The organism is Clostridium sp. (assembly GCF_047718555.1).
GTDB lineage: Bacteria > Bacillota > Clostridia > Clostridiales > Clostridiaceae > Clostridium_I.
In genome coordinates this window covers 1-20685 of record NZ_JBDNRK010000069.1, presented here as the reverse complement: position 1 = coordinate 20685, position 20685 = coordinate 1, and the positions used below count along the sequence as shown (strand labels likewise).

General features: G+C 28.8%; 19 protein-coding genes and 1 pseudogene. 15 read left to right on the top strand and 5 right to left on the bottom strand.

Annotated elements, in window-relative coordinates:
* Nucleotides 1-384: 384 nt before the first annotated feature.
* Nucleotides 385-579, bottom strand: coding sequence for a hypothetical protein (locus ABF633_RS18550; protein WP_415525808.1), 195 nt, complete (start codon nucleotides 577-579; stop codon nucleotides 385-387).
* Between the two features lie 164 nt (nucleotides 580-743).
* Here ABF633_RS18550 and ABF633_RS18545 point away from each other — a divergent pair, with 164 nt between their 5' ends.
* From ABF633_RS18545 to ABF633_RS18535, 3 genes are all read left to right on the top strand, one after another.
* A complete protein-coding gene (locus ABF633_RS18545) occupies nucleotides 744-1091 on the top strand; it encodes a four-helix bundle copper-binding protein (protein ID WP_415525806.1) in 348 nt (115 codons plus the stop codon).
* Nucleotides 1092-1402: 311 nt separating this feature from the next.
* Complete coding sequence (locus ABF633_RS18540; RefSeq protein ID WP_415525804.1) at nucleotides 1403-2086, top strand: DUF421 domain-containing protein; 684 nt, start codon at nucleotides 1403-1405, stop codon at nucleotides 2084-2086.
* 152 nt (nucleotides 2087-2238) lie between these two features.
* Nucleotides 2239-3573 carry a chloride channel protein gene (locus ABF633_RS18535; RefSeq protein WP_415525802.1) on the top strand — a complete coding sequence of 445 codons (1335 nt, stop codon included), beginning with the start codon at nucleotides 2239-2241 and terminating at the stop codon, nucleotides 3571-3573.
* Nucleotides 3574-3775: 202 nt separating this feature from the next.
* On the opposite strand, the gene ABF633_RS18530 is transcribed toward ABF633_RS18535, so the two are convergent.
* Entirely contained in the window at nucleotides 3776-5194 is a 1419-nt protein-coding gene (locus ABF633_RS18530) for a spore germination protein (RefSeq protein WP_415525800.1), read from the bottom strand.
* Between the two features lie 375 nt (nucleotides 5195-5569).
* Between ABF633_RS18530 and ABF633_RS18525 the strand changes: the two genes are divergently transcribed.
* Nucleotides 5570-6991 (top strand): Na+/H+ antiporter NhaC family protein, encoded by a 1422-nt coding sequence (locus tag ABF633_RS18525; protein WP_415525798.1) that lies wholly within the window; start codon nucleotides 5570-5572, stop codon nucleotides 6989-6991.
* A gap of 602 nt (nucleotides 6992-7593) precedes the next feature.
* Nucleotides 7594-9180 carry a ClC family H(+)/Cl(-) exchange transporter gene (locus ABF633_RS18520; RefSeq protein ID WP_415525796.1) on the top strand — a complete coding sequence of 529 codons (1587 nt, stop codon included), beginning with the start codon at nucleotides 7594-7596 and terminating at the stop codon, nucleotides 9178-9180.
* A 92-nt stretch (nucleotides 9181-9272) separates the two neighbouring features.
* Here ABF633_RS18520 and ABF633_RS18515 read toward each other — a convergent pair whose 3' ends face one another.
* From ABF633_RS18515 to ABF633_RS18505, 3 genes and pseudogenes are all read right to left on the bottom strand, one after another.
* Nucleotides 9273-10637: an amino acid permease gene (locus ABF633_RS18515; protein WP_415525794.1), complete on the bottom strand. Its 1365-nt coding sequence runs from the start codon at nucleotides 10635-10637 to the stop codon at nucleotides 9273-9275.
* A gap of 326 nt (nucleotides 10638-10963) precedes the next feature.
* The gene (locus ABF633_RS18510) at nucleotides 10964-11908 is read right to left on the bottom strand and encodes a cation:proton antiporter (RefSeq protein WP_415525792.1); all 945 of its coding nucleotides are present in this window, start codon (nucleotides 11906-11908) and stop codon (nucleotides 10964-10966) included.
* A 72-nt stretch (nucleotides 11909-11980) separates the two neighbouring features.
* Nucleotides 11981-14957: pseudogene (locus ABF633_RS18505) on the bottom strand (Tn3 family transposase).
* A gap of 230 nt (nucleotides 14958-15187) precedes the next feature.
* Between ABF633_RS18505 and ABF633_RS18500 the strand changes: the two are divergent.
* The 10 genes from ABF633_RS18500 to ABF633_RS18455 all read left to right on the top strand — a co-directional run bounded on the left by ABF633_RS18500 (nucleotide 15188) and on the right by ABF633_RS18455 (nucleotide 20391).
* Entirely contained in the window at nucleotides 15188-15760 is a 573-nt protein-coding gene (locus ABF633_RS18500) for a recombinase family protein (protein ID WP_415525790.1), read from the top strand.
* 105 nt (nucleotides 15761-15865) lie between these two features.
* Nucleotides 15866-16315 carry a DUF134 domain-containing protein gene (locus tag ABF633_RS18495; RefSeq protein ID WP_415525788.1) on the top strand — a complete coding sequence of 150 codons (450 nt, stop codon included), beginning with the start codon at nucleotides 15866-15868 and terminating at the stop codon, nucleotides 16313-16315.
* A 237-nt stretch (nucleotides 16316-16552) separates the two neighbouring features.
* Nucleotides 16553-16891: a NifB/NifX family molybdenum-iron cluster-binding protein gene (locus ABF633_RS18490; protein ID WP_415525786.1), complete on the top strand. Its 339-nt coding sequence runs from the start codon at nucleotides 16553-16555 to the stop codon at nucleotides 16889-16891.
* 156 nt (nucleotides 16892-17047) lie between these two features.
* Nucleotides 17048-17332 carry an ArsR/SmtB family transcription factor gene (locus tag ABF633_RS18485; protein WP_415525784.1) on the top strand — a complete coding sequence of 95 codons (285 nt, stop codon included), beginning with the start codon at nucleotides 17048-17050 and terminating at the stop codon, nucleotides 17330-17332.
* A 203-nt stretch (nucleotides 17333-17535) separates the two neighbouring features.
* Nucleotides 17536-17856 carry a rhodanese-like domain-containing protein gene (locus tag ABF633_RS18480; protein WP_415525782.1) on the top strand — a complete coding sequence of 107 codons (321 nt, stop codon included), beginning with the start codon at nucleotides 17536-17538 and terminating at the stop codon, nucleotides 17854-17856.
* 27 nt (nucleotides 17857-17883) lie between these two features.
* Entirely contained in the window at nucleotides 17884-18210 is a 327-nt protein-coding gene (trxA, locus tag ABF633_RS18475) for a thioredoxin (RefSeq protein ID WP_415525780.1), read from the top strand.
* A gap of 24 nt (nucleotides 18211-18234) precedes the next feature.
* Nucleotides 18235-18591, top strand: a complete 357-nt coding sequence (locus ABF633_RS18470; protein WP_415525778.1) for a C-GCAxxG-C-C family (seleno)protein — start codon at nucleotides 18235-18237, stop codon at nucleotides 18589-18591.
* Between the two features lie 151 nt (nucleotides 18592-18742).
* The gene (locus tag ABF633_RS18465) at nucleotides 18743-19048 is read left to right on the top strand and encodes an ArsR/SmtB family transcription factor (protein WP_415525776.1); all 306 of its coding nucleotides are present in this window, start codon (nucleotides 18743-18745) and stop codon (nucleotides 19046-19048) included.
* Between the two features lie 18 nt (nucleotides 19049-19066).
* A complete protein-coding gene (locus tag ABF633_RS18460; protein WP_010233446.1) occupies nucleotides 19067-19306 on the top strand; it encodes a thioredoxin family protein in 240 nt (79 codons plus the stop codon).
* Nucleotides 19307-19422: 116 nt separating this feature from the next.
* Nucleotides 19423-20391 (top strand): permease, encoded by a 969-nt coding sequence (locus ABF633_RS18455; RefSeq protein ID WP_415525773.1) that lies wholly within the window; start codon nucleotides 19423-19425, stop codon nucleotides 20389-20391.
* Nucleotides 20392-20685 lie beyond the last annotated feature (294 nt).

The following is a 20685-nucleotide window of genomic DNA, read 5'->3' as shown; positions in this document are numbered from 1 at the left end:
TTTGAGTATTTCATTAAAATAGTTTATGTATTTGATTTAGTTTATTAGAAATAGATATTAACGTATTTGTAAAATTAAATAATTAAAGCTATTTATAGAAAAACTTTCATATTAGCAAACAAACATATATCTCATTAATAGAGGTATAGGCTTGTGTTATTACAAAATTTCATATAAAAATAAATCAATTAGCCATAATTTCTTGCTTTTATTTATTCAATTTAGATATGTTTAATATGTATAGATCTGCATATTTACAATGTTTATTAAGATTTACTATTGATAAGTATATACTTATAGTGTAATTGAAACATAGTATAAGAAAGAGCATGAATTTTCTATAAATGACTGAATAATGAGAAGTTTTGAGTAATAAAAAATACTTTAAAATTCATTGCTGTTTGATTTTAAATATTCATCATAATGTATCCAATGTAATCCACCAACTGTCTTCCTTTTACCTCTGTAACAAGCAGATATATTTGTTTTTTCAACAGATGTGTCATATAACGCTTCTAAAATTGTATTATAAATTTTTAAACTTTCAATACAAATTACTTTAAATTCTCTACAGTACATTTTATCACATTATTGCCTTTTTTGTTTATGAAGAATATAAGAATATTACAATTTAAAGTAGTGCTTAAAGTTTAAATTTATCATTTAATTTTAGTATAAAAATATTTAATTTTACATATAACATATTTTGTATGAAAAATTAGATATTATAAGGAGTGTTTAAAATGGGTGTAGCAACTATGGCAACAAACAAATTTCAAACATGTATTGATGAGTGTAATAGGTGTGCACAAGCATGTTATGAATGCTTTAAAGCATGTTTGGATGAATCTGATGTTAATGTAAGAAAGAACTGTATAAGTATTCTTGTTGAATGTGCACAAATGTGTCAAATGTCATCATCACTTATGTCAATGAATGGTCAATTTATAAAAGACCATTGCCAACTTTGTGCCACTATTTGTGATAAATGTGCACAAGAATGTTCAATGTTTAGAGATGAACATTGCCAAAAATGTGCACAAGAATGTCGTACATGTGCTGATGAATGTAGAAAAATGACTAGTATGTAATACTCCAGAATAAGCAGTTAGAAACATAATAAAGTTCCTAACTGCTTATTTATATCGTTTTTAAATAGTCCAATTACTATACAATATCTTATCGATGGAGATTAAATTATTAAGTATAGTATAATTAAATAACTAATTATTGACATAAGCTATGGTGCTGATTAGGAAAAGAAATGATTGGTTTAAAGCCGTGCATATAATCAATTAATATTTATGTAAATTAAGTGAAAAATGTAATATTTGTAATTAGTATATTATTTAAAAATAAATAATAAATAATATAGATATTAATTAATAAGGAAGTGTTTAAAATGAAAGAGTATTTAATTCTTTTTTTTAGATCAGTCATTGCCTATTTTGTTTTACTCTTTTTTACAAGGATCATGGGAAGAAAACAAATCGCTCAATTGACATACTTTGATTATGTACTTGGAATTACAATTGGTTCCATTGCGGCAGTGGCTTCAGTAGATAAAAATATTAATGTGTTTGAGGGTGGTTTTTCAATTATTATATGGAGCCTTCTTACAATATTAATTTCAGAAGTAACTTTAAAAAATATTAAATTAAGATTATGGATAGATAGCGAACCTTTATTAATTATAGATAAAGGAAAGGTTCTTTACAAAAATATGAAAAAAGCCAGATACAATATAGGAGATTTATTAATGCAGCTTAGAGTTAAAGATATATTTTATATTACTGATGTTGAGCTAGCAATATTAGAGCCAGATGGCAAGCTTAGCGTTTTAAAAAAGGCAGAAAAAACTACAGTAACAGTAGAAGACATAAATATTAAAAAGCCTAAAACGGGCATGATGGTAGACATTATTTTGGACGGGAATATTTTATTTACACATTTAGTACATATTCAAAAGGATGAAGATTGGGTAATTGAGCAATTAAAGTCAAGAAATATTTATAATATTGAAGATGTAGTTTTTGCAGGTATACAAGCAAATGGCCAGATGTATATTGTTACTAAGAACGATTAAATTAAAATTTTTTACTAAATTTAAGGGGTATCAATAATTCATTAAATAATAGTATAATATATTTAATAACAAACTTTGAGAAGTAAACATCACAGTCATATTATTGAAATAATTCACAAGGCTACGTAAGATAAATTAAGAGGTGATTTTTTATGAGATCTTTAAAAAAACTTTCCATGGATGAATCAATTTTCATTGCAAGTGCACTAAAGTGGACTTTTTTATCTATACTAATAGGATTACTAGTAGGATCTTTTACAACATTATTTATAAAAATTATAGTAATTGGTATTGATTTTACATCAAAGTTTAAATTTTATTATTTATTTCTTCCAGCGGCATTCTTTTTAAGCAGCTTTATAATAATTAAACTTGCCCCAGATGCAAAGGGTCATGGTACAGAAAAGGCTATTGAAAGTGTAAACAAAAATAATGGAAATATGAACATAGTTGTAGTTCCTGTAAAACTTTTAACTACATTTATAACCATAATTTTCGGTGGCTCAGTTGGTCTTGAAGGACCAGCAACTCAAATAGGTGGTGCAATTTCATCTTTTATAGGACAGATGACAAAAATGAATGTAATGGACAAGCGTCGCCTTGTAGTATGCGGAATAAGTGCTGGATTTGTGTCTGTATTTAATGCTCCCGTTGGTGCTGCAATATTTGCTTGTGAAGTTTTATACATAGGGAAAATTTCTTACATAGCTCTTCTTCCTTCTCTTATATCTTCTTTTGTAAGTTATTATGTTGGACTATATATGGGAAATAAACCTTTGATTTTTACTATAAAATATATACCCAATAACCAGATAACTGCATTTTTAGAAGTATTTGTTTTTGGTATCGCTATTGGATTTTTAGCCATATTATTTATAAAATTAGTTAAATATGTTGAAAAGGGTTTTGGAAAAATTAAAATATATGCTCCGTTAAGAGGGATTGTAGGTGGTATTTTAATAATAGTAACAATTTATGTGTTTAATTCTTTTCAGTCACTTGGAATAGGCGATGGAACTATAAATGAAATTATTTCAGGTGGGAAATTCAGCAATTTTTTATTTATAAATAAAGCTTTAGTAACTGCTTTCACATTGGGTTCTGGCGGAAGTGGAGGAATTCTAACACCTATGCTTTTCATTGGTTCTTCCTTTGGAAATGCTTGGGCACAAATTACAGGCTCAAATGTGGCTTTTTATTCTGCAATAGGCATGGCATCCTTTTTAGCTGCCTGCTCAAATGTTCCTATTTCATCCATTATAATTGCCATGGAGCTTTTTGGAAATCAAGTTGGAATATATGCTGCTATAGCAATTGGAATAAGCTATATAATAGTTGGACATGAAAGTATTTATCCAACTCAAGTTGTTGTATATTCTAAAACTCCCTCACTATCAATTGATGAGAATATTGAAGTAAATGATATTAAAGAACAAAAAATGTCAGAAAAAAAACATATAGTAAAAAGATTTTTTACAAGGGACTAATAAATTTAATGTCATAACAGACATAAGTCAGTAGATATATTTTAAAATAGTAAATACTGACTTATATCTGTTTTCTGTACGAATCTTTGTTAGAGTAACAGTGTAAAATAATCTATGTAATTCCCAATCACAATATTCTTAAAGCCTTTTTATATCTTTACTTACTATAAGCGGTGATATATTTTACAATATCAACTATTGCTTATCTTATATTTATATTAGTATCATCATTATCATTTATAAAATCTTGTGACGTGGAATCTAAATTGTCCCTTAAAATTAAATCCCTAAAATTAAACTTTTTAATAGTTCCCATTGGAAATGTATATTGAAATCCACAACTTTTTAGGCCAGCTAATTCAGATATCATTAAAACTATTCCTACAAAATAACCAGGTAAGCCAACTACACTGGACATTATTATTAAAATAATAGACCATAATGTTATTGATCCATAAATTTTTGGTGTCAAAAATGAAGCTATGGAACTTAAAGCTACGATAATTAGTGTAGTTTCAGATACAAAGCCAGCACTTACTGCTAATTGTCCTAGAATTAAAGCACCTACAATACTCATTGCCTGCCCTACTGGTTGAGGCAATCTTACGCCTGCTTCCCTTAATATTTGGAAAAAAAACATCATCATAATTATCTCTACTACCATAGGCAATGGCACACCTGCTCTGGATATAGAAAGCCTAAATACAAATACAGAAGGTATTAATGAAAAATGATGGGTAGTTAAAGCAACATATAGCCCTGGCAAGAGCACTGAAATAAGATATCCAAGCCACCTTAAAATCCTTAAAGAATTAGACATATATTTGTTTAAATAATAATCATCCGGCATTTGAAAATTTTCATAGAAAAAATAAGGCGCTGTAATTGCGAAAGGTGTACCGTCAACAATAATTGCTACTCTTCCTTCGAATAATTTGGAAGCTACCACATCCGGTTTTTCTGTATAACCTATAGTGTCATAAAAGGTACCCTTTTCTTTTAGCTGTTCTTCTATATAATTTGTATCCAGTAAAAAATCTAAATCCATCTTTTTTAGTTTTTTTCTTATTTGAGATACTAATTTGCTGCTGGCTATGCCTTTTATATAAGATAGTATTACAATTGAATCAGACTTTTTTCCCATATACATACTTTCAAATTTTAAATCAGCATTTCTAACTTTTCTCCTTATAAGAGAAATATTATCTACAAAGGCTTCTGTAAAACCTTCTCTTGGTCCTTTTATAACACTCTCTGTAATTGGTATTGATACAGATCTTCTAGCCCAACTCTTTGCTTCACAAAATATTAACCCCTCATAAAAATCAGAAATTATAACTACATCTCCTGAAAGTATATGCAGCAGTACGTCATGACTGGTATCTATATTCCCTATGGAATTTGCAAATATAATACTTTTCTTTATATCTTCTGCAGTTTCAATATTATCTCTTTCCTTTACAATAGGTTCAATTATATATTGACTTATAAAATGAGAATCTGTTAAATTATCAATAAATATTATATATATGCAGCCTTTTTTACACTTTATCCCCCTATTTTTTACATCTACATTATCCTTTAGTTTTTCCTTTACAAATGTAATATAATCTTCATTCATACCATCACATACCTTATTTTTTCTTTGCCTTGTATAATTTTGATTAAGTATCAAATAATAGAATCAAATACAAAGCTTTCAATAGTAGTATGGATTTTTATGAATACTTTATGCAAAAAAGATAATGTTATGGATAAAAATGATAGAATGCAATAGTTATTGCACCTACACAATGAAATACATTACTAAAATCTATTTTTAATTCTCTATTCAGTAATTTTATTCATAATTTAATATACACGATTAAAGTTTTATGATTAATATTATTATAAATTGCACTTTATACAATGCAAAACATGATAAAGTCAATATTTGCAGCATTATAAGTTGCTTAACAATACTTAATTGGCATATTTATACTAGAGGAGTGTTTTTATGAGTGGTTCATGGGTATCTTTACTACCTTTTTTAATTGTAATACCAATATCTATATTTACAAAACAAGTTCAGCCAGGTTTGTTTGTGGCTTTAATCTTAGGAAGTTATTTAAAAACACCAGATTTACTTGGTGGTATGAAATCAATGATTTCTTACATTGTAAAAAATATGATTCAAATGAATAATATACGAATAATTATTTTTCTTTACTTATTTGCTGGTATTATAAGTATGATTAAACTTGCTGGAGGTATAAAAGGATTTGTTTTTCTTGTGAGTAAAAAAATCAAGTCTAAGACTGGTGCTATGGCTCTTACTTGGATATCGACAATGTTTACTTTTTGTGATCCAGATTTTAGAATTGTCACAATAGCACCAATAATGAAAGCATTAAGGGAAAAACTTAATATGTCAAAACAGAAGATTGGCATAGTTATAGAAATTACTTCAAATCCTGTAGTTGGTCTTATTCCTATAGCAACTGCATTTGTTGGATATATGGTTTCAGTTATTCATATGGCCATGAAAAGTTCAGGAATTCAGGGTCAGCCATATATCTACTATATTAAAAGTATACCCTTTAACTTTTTTTCATTTGTTATAATAATTTTGGGATTATATTATACATTTTTCATGCATAAGGATGAGGCCAGTATGAAAGATGATAATAAAGATCTTAATGAAGATCAGGGGGAAGAAGGATTAGAACAATGTTATAGAGCATACGAAAAAGAAACTCCAACGAAGCCATGGAATTTTATACTACCAATTTTTATAGTACTATCAACTACTCTTTTTTTAAGCTGGTGGGACGGACATTCTAAAGCTAAAAATTTTTTTGATGCTTTTCTGAAAAGTGATGTACTTGGAGTTATGTTGGAAGGATTATTCATCGGATTAATATTCTCTTTGATATTTTTTATGTTTCAGCGTATTAATATATCAAAATTGGTAACTCACTTTGTAAAAGGTGGGAATGAACTTATGTCAGTAGTTATTATGCTTTCTTTAATTTGGGCTGTATCAAATGTTGCTGAGGATTTAGGATTTTCTAAATATGTAACAAGTCATGTTACGGGATTAATTCCTCATTTCTTTATTGCACCGTCATTATTTGTATTAGGAGGAATTCTATCATACTTTATTGGATCTTCATGGGGAACATGGGGATTACTAATGCCACTAGGAGTTGCTCTTGCCAAGGAAGGAAATGCCAACATTTTCTTATGCATAGGCGCTGTATTTGCCAGTGGTACATTAGGAGCTTTTGCATCACCCCTTAGCGATAATACCGTGACATTATGTACTATACTTGATTTGCCTGTAATAGATTATGCCAAAAGCAAGTTGCTTCCAACATTAATTGCAGGAGGAATTACTACAGGACTCTATGTATGTGCAGCCTTTGTATTTAGATGAACATAATATTTACTATTTAAATGCTGATGAGAAAATATAATATTATGTTTACTTTTAGTATAATCTATATTTTTGAGTGGATGATATAATTATGTAGATATAAATTGCGATGTATTATTGGTATTTTCGTTCTAGTTTTATTATAGTAAGGACCTCTTCAAATGTTATCTTTACGTGAATTATGCCTTGTCATTTTTATTGGAATAGTATTTTGTGAGACTTGATTATATTTTTAAATACGTGATTTCTTTTTGGATTAATCTTTTCAAGTATTATCATAACAAGTTAATCTTTTAGATTTTCTGTGAGAATATTTAAATTGATTTTATATTAATACTTTAAATCTTTTTCTTTATTATTTTCGTAAATTATTGTATTGCTTTCTTGTATCGCTAGCTTAGCTATATTAGACAAATAAATAGGCCCATAAATATCTTTTAATTACTAGATCTAACTACAGTTTCAATTCCATTTCCATTTGCAGTTATTTTACTATATATACATGTATACATATATATATAGCAAGATCATTAGATTGCACACTTTAGAAAATCTAAAAAGGTATAAAAAATGATCACTTTTGTAGTAATGGAGGCAGAAAAATGAAATTAAAAAGCAAATCCAATACTTATAATACTTTATTTCACTGGCATAGTTTTAGATTGAAGCTTGTTTTTGAGGGAATCGGCGTAGGTATTACTACTGGTCTATTAATTGTACTGTATCGTTATGCACTTGAAAAGACAGGACTTCTTTTAACTAATGTTTATAAAACTATATCTATAGAACCTATACTTATTCTACCATGGATTGTGACTTTAATAATTATAGGATATATTGTAGGATTAATGGTTAAAAATGAACCCATGATTAGTGGAAGTGGAATCCCTCAAGTAGAAGGAGTGTTACTTAGAAAACTTGATATGACATGGTGGAGGGTTATACTTGGCAAATTTATTGGAGGCGTTCTTTCAATAGGATTCGGTCTTTCATTAGGAAGAGAAGGCCCATCAGTCCAGTTAGGTGCGGCAATCGGTCAAGGGTTTAGTAAGGTGTTTAAAAGAGTAAAAATTGAAGAAAAATACCTCATCACAAGTGGAGCAAGTGCAGGACTAGCTGCTGTTTTTAATGCTCCTTTAGCTGGAGCAATGTTTGCATTAGAGGAAGTCCATAAAAATTTTTCACCCTTAATTTTGCTTTCAGCTTTATCTGCCGCATTATCAGCTGATTTTGTAACCAGTGGTTTTTTAGGTTTAAAACCCGTTCTTAAATTTAAAAATTTGGATATATTACCACTTAAGTTTTATTTTTATATAATTTTATTAGGTGTTATTACAGGAGCATTAGGAGTAGTATTCAATAAGATTCTTTTAAAAACTCAGAATCTATACGTAGAACAATCATGGCTCCCAAAAGAAATGAAAATCGTAGTACCTTTATTAATTTCAGCCATCCTTGGAATTTTATTACCACAAGTTCTAAGTGGAGGACATGAACTTATAATTTCACTAATTACAGGAAATTTCTCTTTAACTATTTTAGTGATTTTGGTTCTTGTAAAATTTTTATTTACTATGGCAAGTTATGGATCAGGTGCACCAGGAGGAATTTTTCTTCCACTACTTGCTATTGGAGCTTTGATAGGAAATATTTATGGAATAGTACTTGTACATTTTCTACATTTTAATAGTATATATATTAATAACTTCATAATACTTGCAATGGCAGGATATTTTACAGCTATAGTTAGAGCACCTATAACGGGTACTATTCTAATTACTGAAATGACAGGTTCCTTTAATCATTTGCTATCTTTGGCTATTGCATCTATAGTTGCATATATAGTTGCAGATATTTTAGCATCAAAACCTATTTATGAATCATTACTTGAAAAATTTTTATACAATCAAGGAGAAACAATATCTATTGGTAATAGTAAAAATAAGGCTATATTAGAGTTTATAGTTTGTATAGGATCATATTTAGATGGGAAGCAAATTAAAGAAGTAAAATGGCCATCACATTGTTTATTAGTAGCAGTTAAGAGAGGAGAACATGAAATAATTCCAAAAGGAGACACTGTTATTTTTCATGGAGACTATTTGATTATACTCACTAATGATGATAGGGTATCTAAGATAAATGATGCTTTAACAATAATGACAGGCGGTTGTGAAATACTAAAATAATTATTTTAAGGAGAATTTATGATGAAAAAGGCATTAAGTTTTAGAGAAGAAATACCATCAAGAGTTTTGGATGATTTATTTAAAAAATATGCTTACAAAAATTCTTTTCTTCCAATTAGTTTATATGATATACCAATCAGAAAAATTATTATTGCTGCAGAATAAAATCCTATTCTGAAATCCTGCACCTCAAGGCTGATAACAAAAAGTAGAATTATAATTACTATTGTTCCATAAGCACCTGCTTTTCCTAAAATAAGTGGAGATGCATATTTTTCTTCACTGCTTCTTTTTTTCAACCAGATCAGATAAACTATTAAATTAACTATCCAGTTAAAAAATGAATAATAAGAACATGCTGAAACAAGATAATTAAACAGTTTAGCACTTACCAAAAAAGATACCAGAATCACCAGTAATGATATTATTCCTGTCAAAATCCATGCATTCCAGTAAAAATCTTTTTTTGTTTTTTCTTTGAATATTGGAGGAGCTTCCTTTGCTTCTGATAGGGAAATAATTGTCTGATTGCAACTGTAGTAATTACCTATCATTACTGAAAAGGTTGCTATAAGTATTATTAAATTAATTATTGGAGAAGCCCAATTTATATCCATACTGTTAAGTGACTGAATTATCGGAGAAGAAGTAATATTAATATTACTCCAATTTATAGTTAAAACTATTACACACATTGTTAAAGTGTATAAAGTAACAAGTCCCGTAGTTACAAGAATAGTGGCTTTTGGTATGGATAAACAGGGTTTTCTTACATCTGATGTAGCCATTGCTATAGTACTTATACCTGAATAGGTAAATATTACAACTAACATAGACCGTAATAGACCTGAAAATTTATTTGGGAAAAAATTATTTAACGTATTATAAGGAATCGGTTTTGATTGAACACCATGAGACAATAAAAATACCAGTCCTATTCCAATGAATATTGCAATAGTCAATATTTTAAGTACAGCAGTACCTGACTCAATGTAACTAAAGTACTTCATATTCAGTCTATTTATTAAAATAACTACAATTATAACACACAATGCCAGTAATGCTATGGAGACTTGTGGAAACCAATATTTTAAAAATACTGCTGCGGCAACAGCTTCAGAAGCTATACCCAGTATACTTGAAATGTATATTATCCATCCTAACAAGTAACCTGTAAATTTTCCAAGAAACTGTTCAGTGTACACGCGAAAGGAACCAGTAACAGGACGATTTATACTTATGCTGGTCATTGCTCCAAGCACCTGTGACATTATAAGTCCTCCAAACAAAAACGCTAAAATAACAGCGGGTCCTGCTTGTTTTATTGCTATCCCTGAACCAAGGAAGAAACCAGAGCCGACTATTCCTCCTATACCTATTCCTGCCAAACTGTACGCATTTAGTTCTTTTTTTAATTTATTATTATTGTTTATATTTTTACAATCGCTGTTATTCATCATCTTCACCCTTTTGATTTATATATATATTTAGTATACCCACAACTGAAAAAATATAGCCTGCAGATTTTTTTATGTTTATATTACTAATTAAATTTGCATTTATTTATACTATTTTTTTTGACTCTAATATGGATGGTTTAGAAAATTTAATTTCTGATTTGATACTACAATTGCTAAGTTATATGGGGTGGAGGGAGCATTTGCGTGATGTACTGAAAAATAAATGTTATAATATGTAATTTGATATTTTGTAAGTTCAAATAAAAAAAGGCAGGGACGCCTTTTTAGTTTATGAAGAATATAAGAATTATTGTGTTTATTTATTATGCTTCGATACTTTTTTCTATTTTATGAGAAAATGATAATTTAATTAGAATAGGTGTTATAATTGTAGTCAATATTACAACAATTAAAGTTGGAAGAAATATTTCTTCTGAAATTATTTCCTTCTGAAGACCTATATTTACAGTAATTATAGCCACTTCACCTCTTGAAATCATACCAGTTCCAATTTGGACTGATTCACTCTTACTCATCTTGAGAAGCCTTGCAGCACCACCGCATCCTACTACTTTCCCAACTACTGCTATAATAAACATAACTAAAGTAATAAAAATCACTTCCAAATTTATTTCCTTTAAATTTGCTTCAATTCCAACACTTGCAAAAAATATAAGAGACAAAAATCCTGATGAAATTGCCTTAACATTTCTCTCCAGATATTCTTTATGGGTAAGTGGTGAAAGTATAAGTCCACATATATATGCACCAGTAATATCTGCTATACCTAAACTTTCAGCAATATATGCTATTAATATAGCAAAGGCTATAGAAAACGTAAGAAATTCTCTTCCTGGTTTTATATAATTCGTAAATTTATTCATATATTTTGGTATATATATAACTCCAATTATAGAAAATAGACAGAATAAAATTATTTTTGTAAACACATATACAATTGATAATGTTCCTGAATTTCCAGTACTTGAACCAGAAGTTTGTGCTACCGCAAGAACTACAGATATAAGTATAAGTCCCCAAATATCATCTATTACGGCTGCTCCAAGAATATTTATACCTGATCTTGTATTAAGATTTCCAAGTTCTTTAAGCGTTTCCACTGTAATACTTACGCTTGTAGCAGTTAAAATAACTCCAAGATCTGAAAGCAACTTAATATTGTCATCATACGGTACAATATTGAGGACAACTGGTCCAAGTAGGGGTAATACCAGCAGCCGTGTCATGTACTGAAAAGCATATACCATATAAAGGAAATTAAGAGCCTACTATAATAATTATAAAACTTAAAGTAGACTCTTGTGTTTTAAGAAGATTATTTATGCTTGTCCTGAAACAGTATAAGTATCTATTGGAATTCTTTTATCCATATCCGAATCAAAATTCCCATATGGATTTACATGATTATAGATTAGTGGAGTCAAAGCTCTGAAATCTTCAGGCGACATCATATCGTACCATTTCTTTTCAGATGATACGTGCTGTATCATTAATGTATTTACATATACCAAGCAATTTTGTAAGAGATGAAGACTTAACACTGAAAGTTCTTGATCTTCAATTCTGCTTGTTGATATTTCACCACTTTTACCTTAGAAAATAAATGAATTGGCTGAATTCCAGTTCTCAACCACATTAAGACCTTCATGTATTTCTATTCTCAATTCTTATGAGCTTAAGTATTCACAAAGAAATATAGTTTTTATAGCTTTTCCTGATTCAGCAAGCGCAAGGTATGTTGGATGTTTTAAATTGTTTCTAGTAAACTTTTTTAATATAGATTCTGTCTCAGCAGTACCTAGCCTTAAAGCAGTTGCATATTTTATCATTTGATCGTACTGCTGTCTTATAAGTTCCCAATTTATAGGTCTTGTTAACACTTGGCTGTAAGTTAGAATATGCTTCACTCATTCCAGGATCCGGACTATATAATTTTTATGAATGTATTGCTTTAATTCTAGGAATTAGATTAAAACCTAGCAGATGGCAGAAAGCAAAAGCAACTTCACTTTGACCATGAGAATCTACAAAGTTTTTTTCTATCTCCATATCAGTACAGTGTTTTAATAATCCTTCTATCATTGCTGATACCTCAGAAGATGAACACTGCTTTAATTGTGAGTATATGCAGGTAGAATTTTTTTCAACATGCCAGTATATCATTACACCACGTCTGCGATATCTAATATGCCATTTTGTCATTAAATTCTGATCCCATGCTCCAAATTTTTTACTATCCGAAGCACAGGTTGTTGTACCTTCACCCCAGATATTTTCTGCTCGACTTTTAAGTATGGCATCAACTACTGTTGATATTGCATTATGTAGATTTACTTTATTTATAAATTTCCTTTTTACATAAAGTAAATCTTTATAACTTTCACCATGATTTCCTGCTGAAATACGCTTTAAACCTGTGTTTGTTCCTAATCCATACAAAGCTAAAATAAGACGTTTTTGAATTAAAGCTCTGTCTAATTTTTCGTATGTAGCTACGGTTTTAAAGTTGTCAGTAAAATTTATTCTTAAATCAGCTTCCTTAAGGACATCAAGTAAATTAGTCATGGGCCAGTGTCTCATGATTTCAGCTTTTATTTTTGACAAGTTCAAAGGTTCATCTTGTGGTTCACTTGGAGATAATGTAATCCAACCTTTATTATTTTTATTAGATATACGTACTTTAGAATTCTTAGGCATACCAACATCTAGTTTATTTAATGCACTATACATAGATTGTTTAATACTATTTATAAATTCTTCTGAATCCAATGGCTGTTTTAGGGCTTTATAATTCTCTTCTCTGCGTTCTTCAAAATCAGTTGGTAAGTCATCATCGGGATTTCTATATCTATTTGCACCAACTACCCATATTTCTTTACAACGCAATTTATCTCTTAAGGCTTGCAAGGTAACAATTTCATAATTTATCCTATTTATGCGTTCATGGCCAGTATCGTCAGTTTCTATAACCGCATCTTTAATAGATGCACGAATAACACCATCAATTGGTATAAATTCATTGTCGGTAAAATAATGAGTACCTATATTATAATATTTTTTGATAATATCTAAAGCTTTTATAATAGGATTATGTATTTGATTATTTGAACAAAATTGTAGAGTATCAAGTATTTCTGGAACCATTCTTCTATAATGATTACTATAAGATGATCTCATAACTGTATATACTTTTTGTCTATATGCAGAACCTGTATTTTTAAGCTCTTTTACTAAGTCTTTTAATGTACTCTCACTTACAATTGGAAATAATACTTTCTTTATTATACCGTCTGGATTATTTACAGCTGCATCTGCCATTTGAAATAAAATATTCGTCTTTCCATTGACACGTCTAAAATCATTTAAAATTTCTTTATCGACTTTTCTTTCGGCTCTAACACCTATCCTATGAATAATTTGTATTAGAAGTTCAATAAGATTGTCTGTAATTTCTCTACTTCTAAGCCAAAAGAAGGATGATAATAAAGTGTAGCGAAGTGGTTTTGAATGCCTGCGGAGTTCTCGTAAATCTTCTGGAACAGCTCTTAATTTATATTTTTTAAGAGTTTTTTGAGGAATATTATTAAAAAGATTATCTGGAAGATTAATTTGTTGAATTGTTTTGAGTTTAATAATTTCTTTAAAAACACTTTCTAATCCAATACGCCCTGGATCAGCTCTCAAATCACTAAAAGAAATATTATCTGGACTGCTGTAATCTACTTCATTTTCCTCATAAGTAGTTAAATCATTAATTAACGTGTCCATTTTATTTAATGATTCTTCTGATAATTTATCAAAAGTTTCTTGGAAAAATTTATTTTCATAAGTAAAAATAGCCGATTTAGTTATACGATCTATACGTTCAGGTGTTGGAGGTTCAATTTGTAATTCTCTAAATCTACTGTAAGCAACATCTTTCAGATTATCTATATCATCATGGTAAAAAACATGTTTCGATAACCAATTTGATATGATATCAGCATCTTCTGAAGTAGGTTCCCTAAATCCAACATATTCTCTAATTTGAGACTTATGATTATAATAAGTCCTACTAGTCATATCATAATTATCAAAAAGGTTTCCTGGGACTTGAACTTGCTTTGCAATATAGTCTAATACTACTTTAGGTATCTCTTTTTTTGAATTTGGAAATCTTGCTTCATACTGAAAAAATTTCAAAAGTATCGTAAATCCTAATTTAGTTTCACCAGTTTTATTTCCAATAAGAAACATTTCATTCGGCATAATTGTAAAATTATCAATTAAATCATCTAATTCCCAATTTCTCCTCATAGAATATCACCTCATCCATATAATTCAATATTTGATAACAATAATATCATATAAGTATGGTAAAATAAATGACCGTTTATATTACTATATTCACTCTTTTATAAAGTTACGGAAACAAGCCATTTTAATAGTAAATAAAATTGGTAAATAAATCATAGTAAATATATTGACTGAATGGAACGTTTAATTTACTATAATAATAGTGGTTATTATGAAAGGGATGTTTAAATATGATATTTGGATATGCAAGGGTAAGTACTCAAGAACAAAATTTAGACAGACAATTGGATTCTTTAAAAGTGGCAGGTGCAGAAGAAATAATACAAGAAAAAATAACTGGAACAAAAGCAGATAGACCAGAATTAAATAGACTACTAGATAAGTTAAGGAAAAATGATGTTATATTAGTAACAGATCTTACGAGACTAAGTAGAAGTACAAAGGATTTATTCAGTTTAGTAGATCAGATCGAAAAGAACGGTGCTAATATTAAAAGTTTAAAAGAAAGCTGGCTAGATACTACAACCCCCCAGGGAAAATTGATGTTTACCTTTATGGCGGGAATAAGCCAATTTGAAAGAGATTTAATAAGTCAAAGGACAAAGGAAGGCTTGGAAGCAGCAAGAGCTCGAGGGAAAAAAGGTGGTAGAAAACCTAAACTTGATGATAATAAAAAGAAGGCTATATATGAGTTATATCAGCAGAAAAAAACAACAGTGAAAGACTTATGTAATATGTTTGGTATCAGCAAACCAACTCTGTACAAGGTAATAGAACAAGTTAGTAAAATCAATGTTTCATAAGAAATATTAAAATATATTTATATTTAGTAAATAATCAATGATTATTAAAAAAGTAGCCTTAGAGAGCTATTCTTTGTAATTATTAGGTATACGGGAGGATGAATTATGCCAAGGCCAGTTAAATATAGGAAAATAGAGAATTTACCCCAATATACATACTTTGTACCAATGGGTAGAAGAAAATGTGAAATTGAAGATATAATAATAAAAGTTGAAGAGCTTGAAGCAATAAGACTTAAAGATATTGAGGACTTAAATCAAGAAGAATGTGCAAAAAAAATGCATATTTCAAGGCAAACTTTTCAAAATATAATTGATAATGCAAGAAAGAAGATTGCAACTGCTATCATAGAAGGAAAGGCCATAAATATAAGTGGTGGAAACTACACAATGAATATTTGTCAATTTAAATGTCTAGTTTGTAATAATATATACGAAATAAAATATGAAGAAGATAGAACTATTTGCCCGATATGTGGTTCTAAACAAGTGATATGCAGCAGAAAAAGTAGTTTTTGCAATAAAACTTGTAATAAATCAGTTAAAAGTGACTAAAGTCTTATAGACAACATTTCAATGTCATCATTTAAAGTAGTATTCAATTTTCTTGTAAAAACTTCCATTACAATTATAAACTTGCCTTTTTTATTTTATTAAGCAATTTATATAATAAATATTTGGTTATTAGCATTTGACAATAAAAAAGCATTTATTATATAATATAAATAGCATATGCCAATAATAAATTGAATATTTATTATATATCAAATGAAATAAAGGAGGCTAAATATTATGAAAATAGCAGTACCTAACAATGAAAATATGGTAAATGAACATTTTGGAAAGAGTGAAAGCTTCATTATTGCAACAGTAGAAGATAAAAAAATTACACAAATCGAAAAAATATCTACTAAAGAACTTGCGCATCAGCATCAGGGGCTAGCAGATTTACTTGTAAATCATGGAACAAGTGTTGTTATAACTGGTGGTATAGGTGGAGGTGCACTTGCAGGTTTACAGCAGAATGGGCTTAAGATAATAAAAGGAGCATCAGGAGAATATATAAAGGTTATTGAGGAATACATCAGTGGAAATTTAGAAGATAAAAATGTAGTTTGCAATCATCATTGAGAACATAATAATCATTAATTGTAGTAATTGATACGCTAACACTAGAAGTATAAAATATAAATTGACAATTATATAAAGTATGAACTAACATTATTATATAATAAATTTCTAATATACTTATATTAAATATTAGTATTACCTTTAGGAGGAATTTTAATGATAGATAATGTTAAAGATATAGCAGAATTATTGAAAGTGTTAGCGAATGAAAATAGGTTAATGATTGTGTGCAATCTTATTGAATCGCCGATGACAGTAACTGAGCTCCATCAAAAAATTAATAATTTGACACAATCAGCACTGTCACAGCATTTAGCAATGTTAAAAGCTCACAGAATATTGAGTTCAAATAAATCTGGACTTTCAATTACCTATTTTATACAAGATGATAGGATAAGTAATGTAATTAAGGTATTAAAAGAAAATTATTGTGATGATTAAAAGAAGTTATATAAGACATGCAAATTGGATAAAACTGATTGCATGTCTTTTTTGTTACATGAATTTATATAAATTTCAGATTAAACTAAATACATATTTTAAAACAAAAATTAAAACAGTATTGACAAAAACTAATTCAGGATTTAATATTAGTATATTAGAAGTTACTAATATACTAATATTAAATTTTGGAGGTAATTAATATGTTTTCAATTTTTGGAAAAAGTAATTTTAGTTCAATTAGTGTTCATGATTTAGATAGTAAGCTAGGAGAAATTAATTTAATAGATGTTAGAGAAAATTATGAATACCAAGGTGGTCATATACCAACAGCTAAAAATATACCAATGGGTATGATTTTAGCTAATCCAGAAAGGTATATTAATAAATCAAAGGAATATCACATAGTGTGTCAATCAGGTGCAAGAAGTGCAAGAACTTGTAAAGAGTTATCTAATCAAGGATATAATGTTGTAAATATTTCTGGTGGAACAGGATCTTACATTCTTCCATTAGAAAGATAAAAAAATAAAATGAAAGAAGGTAATATCATGGCAAAAGTAATAAATAGTAGAGAATTTAAAGATGAGGTTTTAAATAGTAATAATGATGTTGTATTAGTAGACTTCTTTGCAGAATGGTGTGGACCTTGCAAGATGCTTGCACCGGTAGTGGAAGAATTGAGTATAGAAATGGCAGGAAAGGCTAAAGTATTTAAGGTTGATGTAGATAAAATCGGTGATATAGCTCAAAAATATGGCATCATGGGTGTGCCAACAGTTATGATTTTCAAAAATGGTACAGATGTTGATAAAATAGTAGGTTTCCAACCAAAGGAAGTTTTAAAAAGTAAGGTGGAACAATATTCAGTTATATAATTATAAAGTTGGAGGTGTAGTAAAATGAAAAAAGTAACAGAATTTCACAAAGAAGGATACAATTGTGCAGAATCTATTGTAAAAGCTATAAATGAAGAAAAGGGATTAAATATTCCAGTTTCCATAGCAAGCCCTTTTGGCGGAGGCATGACAGTTGGGGCTACTTGTGGAGCTATTACAGGAACACTAATGGCTATAGGTGCATTAAAAGGAAGAGAATCAGGTAAAGAAGCAAATGCAACAAGGAAGTTAACTAAAGAATTAATAAATAAAGTAAAAGAAAAGTATGGAACTTTTGAATGTTTAGAATTAAAGAAAAACGGTGTATCATGTGATGAAATAATAGAATACAGCTATGATATTTTAAAAGAATCTATTTAATGGAACAAAAGAGCAGATAATTTCATAAAATAAACAGTCTATATAAAAAATATTATGGGCTATTTATTTACTATTGACATTGTATAAGAAGTAGCAGTATATTTAACTATATAATTATTTAATTATATAGTTAAATATCAGGAGGATAACTATGGATGAACAAGAATTAAGCGTTAAAATTTTTAAAGCTTTAGGACACCCTATAAGGTATAAAATAGTTAAGTTCTTATATGATGGACCTAAGTGTGTATGCAAATTAAATGAAGATATAGAATTTAGTCAAGCTAATTTATCTCAACATTTAAAGATACTTAAGGCAGCTGGAATTTTATCATCTGAAAAAGTCGGTATGAATATGCATTATAGAATTAGCAATGATGAAATTAAAAATATTATTGATAGTGTAGATAAATTTGTTATGAGTTACACTGATAACTCTAAATATAAAATATTATAAATTTAGGAGGATAATATTATGGAAATAAAAATTTTAGGAACAGGATGTTCAAATTGTAAAAAGCTTGAAGCAAATGCAAAGGAAGCCATTAAAGAGCTCAATGTAGAAGCTAAAATCACAAAGGTAGAAGATATTAAAGATATTATGAAATATGGAGTTATGAGAACACCTGCTATAGTTATTAATGAAAAAGTTAAGATGTTTGGTAAAGTTGCGAGTGTTGATGAAATTAAGAAATATATTGATGATGAAAAATAAGAGAGACTTATCCTAAAAGAGGACTTAATCCTATATTAATTAGGAATAAAGTCCATTATTTTAAGATGGTATATAAGTATTTAATTATAAAGTTATAGATTGAATGGAGGGTTAATATGTTTACACCTATACAAATTTTTGCGGACTTTCTTATTTATAATGTTTTTGGAATTGCTAAAGAAAGTAAACTTGGAAGTGCTCTTGATTTCTTTGTATTTGACACTATAAAGATATTTATCTTATTACTAATAATAATTTATGTAATCACTTTTATAAGGAGTTTTTTTCCACCAGAAAAAACAAGAAAAATCCTTGCAAAGAGTAAAGGCAGCACATTTATAGGTCATATTCTTGCTGCATTACTTGGGATTGTTACTCCATTTTGTTCATGCTCTGCAGTTCCACTGTTTATTGGATTTGTTGAAGCAGGAGTACCACTTGGAGTTATATTTTCTTTTTTAGTAGCTGCGCCAATGGTAAATGAAGTTGCTTTAGGACTTCTTTATGGTTTATTCGGACTAAAGATAGCTCTAATTTATGTTTTATCTGGAGAAATAATAGCTATTGTAAGTGGTATTATAATTGGTAAATTAGAAATGGAAAAACACGTAGAAGGATATGTTTATGAAACACAAATGATTTCTGATGTAGAAATACTTGATCCTACTATTAAAGAGCGATTAATAGATTCATGGGTATTTACAAAGGATTTAATAAAGAAAATATGGATATATGTAATAATAGGTATTGCTATAGGTGGTTTCATACATGGGTGGATTCCAGCAGGTGCCTTAGCAAAATATGCAGGAAAGAATAATCCATTTGCAGTATTTGTAGCTGTATTAACAGGAATTCCATTATACTCTAATGCAGCTGGCGTAATACCATTGGTTAGTGAGCTTACAAGAGCTGGCGTTTCAATGGGAACTTCTCTAGCATTTATGATGGCAGTAACAGGTCTTAGCTTACCAGAAGCAATCCTTTTGAGAAGAGTTCTAAAACCTAAACTATTAGCAGTGTTCTTTGGAGTAGTAGGATTAGGAATAGTATTTACTGGATATCTATTTAATTTTATAATATTTTAGAGTAGCAGAAGAAAATTTATTTATGTTTAAAATTTAAAAAATAAGGATTCTTCTGATGTGTCTGTATAGTTTCTATTTAAATAGTATAATTATAATTGTAAATAAAAAAGTTTAAACAAAATGAGCGTTACCTTTTGAAAATGTAATATAAAAAAACCTTGCAGAGCTTGAGATCCGTTGAGAAATCTTAAAATTTTGTATTATATCAAAGAAGAAAAGGAGGAATTTTTTAATGATTAATAAAAATGAACAAAAACTATATGATATTATAAATATATCACAAAAATAATTAAA

Excerpts from the sequence above, each read along its gene's own strand:
- ABF633_RS18540 (WP_415525804.1), top strand. The coding sequence starts at position 1,403 with ATGAAAGAGTATTTAATTCTTTTTTTTAGATCAGTCATTGCCTATTTT.
- ABF633_RS18495 (WP_415525788.1), top strand. The coding sequence starts at position 15,866 with ATGCCAAGGCCAGTTAAATATAGGAAAATAGAGAATTTACCCCAATAT.
- ABF633_RS18515 (WP_415525794.1), bottom strand. The coding sequence starts at position 10,637 with ATGAATAACAGCGATTGTAAAAATATAAACAATAATAATAAATTAAAA.
- ABF633_RS18500 (WP_415525790.1), top strand. The coding sequence starts at position 15,188 with ATGATATTTGGATATGCAAGGGTAAGTACTCAAGAACAAAATTTAGAC.
- ABF633_RS18510 (WP_415525792.1), bottom strand. The coding sequence starts at position 11,908 with ATGGTATATGCTTTTCAGTACATGACACGGCTGCTGGTATTACCCCTA.
- ABF633_RS18545 (WP_415525806.1), top strand. The coding sequence starts at position 744 with ATGGGTGTAGCAACTATGGCAACAAACAAATTTCAAACATGTATTGAT.
- ABF633_RS18470 (WP_415525778.1), top strand. The coding sequence starts at position 18,235 with ATGAAAAAAGTAACAGAATTTCACAAAGAAGGATACAATTGTGCAGAA.
- ABF633_RS18525 (WP_415525798.1), top strand. The coding sequence starts at position 5,570 with ATGAGTGGTTCATGGGTATCTTTACTACCTTTTTTAATTGTAATACCA.
- ABF633_RS18530 (WP_415525800.1), bottom strand. The coding sequence starts at position 5,194 with ATGAATGAAGATTATATTACATTTGTAAAGGAAAAACTAAAGGATAAT.
- ABF633_RS18490 (WP_415525786.1), top strand. The coding sequence starts at position 16,553 with ATGAAAATAGCAGTACCTAACAATGAAAATATGGTAAATGAACATTTT.
- ABF633_RS18460 (WP_010233446.1), top strand. The coding sequence starts at position 19,067 with ATGGAAATAAAAATTTTAGGAACAGGATGTTCAAATTGTAAAAAGCTT.
- ABF633_RS18520 (WP_415525796.1), top strand. The coding sequence starts at position 7,594 with ATGAAATTAAAAAGCAAATCCAATACTTATAATACTTTATTTCACTGG.
- ABF633_RS18455 (WP_415525773.1), top strand. The coding sequence starts at position 19,423 with ATGTTTACACCTATACAAATTTTTGCGGACTTTCTTATTTATAATGTT.
- ABF633_RS18465 (WP_415525776.1), top strand. The coding sequence starts at position 18,743 with ATGGATGAACAAGAATTAAGCGTTAAAATTTTTAAAGCTTTAGGACAC.
- ABF633_RS18480 (WP_415525782.1), top strand. The coding sequence starts at position 17,536 with ATGTTTTCAATTTTTGGAAAAAGTAATTTTAGTTCAATTAGTGTTCAT.
- trxA (WP_415525780.1), top strand. The coding sequence starts at position 17,884 with ATGGCAAAAGTAATAAATAGTAGAGAATTTAAAGATGAGGTTTTAAAT.
- ABF633_RS18485 (WP_415525784.1), top strand. The coding sequence starts at position 17,048 with ATGATAGATAATGTTAAAGATATAGCAGAATTATTGAAAGTGTTAGCG.
- ABF633_RS18550 (WP_415525808.1), bottom strand. The coding sequence starts at position 579 with ATGTACTGTAGAGAATTTAAAGTAATTTGTATTGAAAGTTTAAAAATT.
- ABF633_RS18535 (WP_415525802.1), top strand. The coding sequence starts at position 2,239 with ATGAGATCTTTAAAAAAACTTTCCATGGATGAATCAATTTTCATTGCA.